The organism is Mycobacterium sp., assembly GCF_032162105.1.
Classification (GTDB): domain Bacteria; phylum Actinomycetota; class Actinomycetes; order Mycobacteriales; family Mycobacteriaceae; genus Mycobacterium.
Map to the genome: position 1 here is coordinate 1 of NZ_JAVRPS010000091.1, position 2,780 is coordinate 2,780.

3 protein-coding genes are annotated in these 2,780 nt (G+C 66.8%); all 3 read right to left on the reverse strand.

What is annotated here, in order from left to right:
* Nucleotides 1–211 (reverse strand): hypothetical protein (locus QOC69_RS04400; protein WP_526436749.1); only part of this gene is annotated, 211 nt, incomplete at its 3' end.
* Nucleotides 208–1,998: an FAD-dependent oxidoreductase gene (locus QOC69_RS04405; RefSeq protein WP_526436751.1), complete on the reverse strand. Its 1,791-nt coding sequence runs from the start codon at nt 1,996–1,998 to the stop codon at nt 208–210. The genes QOC69_RS04405 and QOC69_RS04400, both read right to left, overlap by 4 nt.
* Before the next feature lie 50 nt (nt 1,999–2,048).
* On the reverse strand, nt 2,049–2,780 hold a 732-nt coding region (locus QOC69_RS04410), incomplete at its 5' end, for an acyl-CoA synthetase family protein (protein ID WP_526436753.1).

Genomic DNA, 2,780 nt, shown 5'->3' on the forward strand with positions numbered 1-2,780 from the left:
TGGCGGTGACACCACTCGCTTCGGGATGGTAGTCAAGTGCGATCGGTGAACGCTCGATCACCACCCGCAGGTGATCGCCGTGGATGGCGGTCATCCGGGCATTCATTGACCGGGGAGCCCCGCCGAGCAACGCCGCCCACCACTCCGTCATCTCCGAGGGCCGGTGGGTCAGCAGCCGCAGCTCGATGGCCTGTGCCGCACTGTCGTTCATGCGATTAGTCCTTTGTGGGTCGGTGCGAAGGCGCCGACGACCTGCAATGCTTGCCGCAGCAGCGCAGCGCCATCCCGGTCCGAGTGCAGTACGGCCACGATATGGCCATCCGGGCGCACCACCAGGGCATCCGGATCGGCGTCCGCGACCCCGGTGTGAAATATGTCGTGGCCAGCATCGCCGACCGACACCACCGACAACGGAAGCCCCTCCGCCCCAAGCGACCACACCGAATGGCTTTCGTCGGACACCAGCAGTGTCAGGTCATCGCGGCTGACCAGATCCAGGGTGGACACCCGCCGTTCGCGGTCCTCGAGCCAGACGTGCGGCAGCCGGCCGCCGGCGCGCACAGATGGGATATAGAACTCTGGATCGCTGACCGGTGGGGGCAGCCGATCGCCAATAATGGCGCCGAGTTCGTATCGCACCCCGAGGTCGCGTCCCCAGCTGCGATAGTGCGGACCCTGCTCGGCGATCGCCGCCGCGGCTCGGCGGCGGATCCGCTGACCGCTCCGGCCGGGCGACTTGGCCAGGCGAAACCGCTGATATCCCAGCGTGGTGAGCCCGCGGATGAGGGCGCGCACCGGGCGTCGCGGTACCCAGTCCGGCATGGCAGCGACGGCTTGAGGGAGCATGCGCACTGCTTGCCGTGGCAACCCCAGTGTGGCAACGACATCGAACATTCCGTCGAAGTTGGCCACCGAGTCGGCGGTCGCGGCCGTGCCGACCGGCCGGCGTTCTCGTTCATAGGTGTCCAGGAGTGTCTCGTCGGCACGGCCGGCGATGACCCACGCGAGCTTCCAGACCAGGTTGTGCACGTCGGCGACGCCGGTGTTGAGCCCCAGCCCGCCGGTGGGTGGAAACCGGTGCGCGGCATCGCCAGCCAGGAATACGCGGCCCACTCGGTAGTTGGTAGCGACTTGCGCGTGCATTGCCCACGTCTGGATCGACTTGATGTCAACGCCGACAGCGGGGTCGCCAACTGCATCGACTATGTGCCTGCGGCAGATCGCAGCCGGGAAGTCTTCCACCGACTCAAATGGCGGGAAGTAGGGGATCTGGAACACCAGGTCTTCTGGCGGCCGGTGCACGATGGTGGCGCCCAAGCCCTTGGCGGTGTGGGTCCACATTACCGGGCCGCGGCGGTGGCGGCGGTAAGCCTCGAGATCGGCGGAGAAATGGACGCTGATCATGTTCTGAAGGATCGGACCCTCCATCCTGATCCGTAGCGCGCGCCGCACTGTGCTGGCTGCGCCGTCGGCCGCGATGAGGTAGCGCGCCAGGATTGTTCGGCGGAATCCGGTAGTGGTGTCGGTGATCGTGACCGCGACGCCGTCTGGGCCGTCGGTGTGGGAGTGGTACTGCCAGCCGGTGTGTACTTTGATGCGGTCACTGTTGCGCAGGCGTTGCCACAGCAGTGGTTCGAGCACGGTCTGGGGCAGGTGGGCGCTGCGGGTAGGGCTGATCGATTCGATTGCGTCCATCTGCGCGCCGGGCAAGTCGGCCAGTGGCACCCGTCCGAGCTCGGGTCCGGCGAAGGTGGTGCAGTACGCGATGCACCGCAGCTCATGCATCGGGGCGCTGAGGCCGCGGATGTCGCGCTCGAGGCCGATCTCGCGCCAAATCTCCATTGACCGCGTCGAGAGCACGTGCGCAGCGGGGTGGCTTTGCGGCTCGCGGCGTGGCTCTACCACGGTGCATTCGATGCCATAGCTCGCGAGAAGCAATGCCGCCGTGGCGCCCACCGGCCCAGCGCCGACGACAAGGACATCGCAGGTGTCGGTCACCTGTTGTGCACCTGACGCCAAACGGCCTGGCGGATAGCTGTGGCGGGCATTCACGTCTGGAGCAACTCTCGAGCGCTGCTGCGGCGTAGCTTGCCGGACGGCGTCTTCGGTAACGCGCCGGCGGGGAACAACAGGATGTCACGCGGCCGGTGCCCGACCTGACGGCTCACCCGGGCGGAGATTTCGCGGCTGATCCGTGTGCGCACGTCGTCGTCGGTCGCGTTGCGTACTTCGGCGAGCACTGCAAAGCCCTCTCGATCGGCGTCGACACGCAGCGCGATCACGCAGCCCTTTCGCACGCCGTCGACACCCTCGGCCGCACGCTCGATATCGTGCGGATAGAGATTCCTGCCGGCCAGCACGATGAGATCCTTTGTGCGACCGCAGACATAGAGTCGCCCGTCCTCGTCGAGGTAACCCAGGTCTCCGCTGTCGAACCAGCCATCTGTTGTCAGCGGCACCACACCGCCGGATGTGAGATAGTTGTCGGCAACCATGGGGCCGCGCAGCTCGATTGCGCCAATCTCTCGGGGTGCCAGTGCTATTCCGTTCCGACTTATCCGCAGATCCAGGCCTCTCACGGGTACCCCCACACACACGAGATGCTGCACATCCGCGGAGTCGTCGCGGACCGGCTGCGCGCGGTGCGCCTCCGCAATGGCCAGCCGCGCGACGTGGTCGACGATCGCCTGGTCGTGCGTCGACGCCAGCGACGCAACCAATGTGGCTTCGGCGAGTCCGTAGGCGGGCGTCAGCGCCGTCGGCCGCAGACCGAAGCGCGC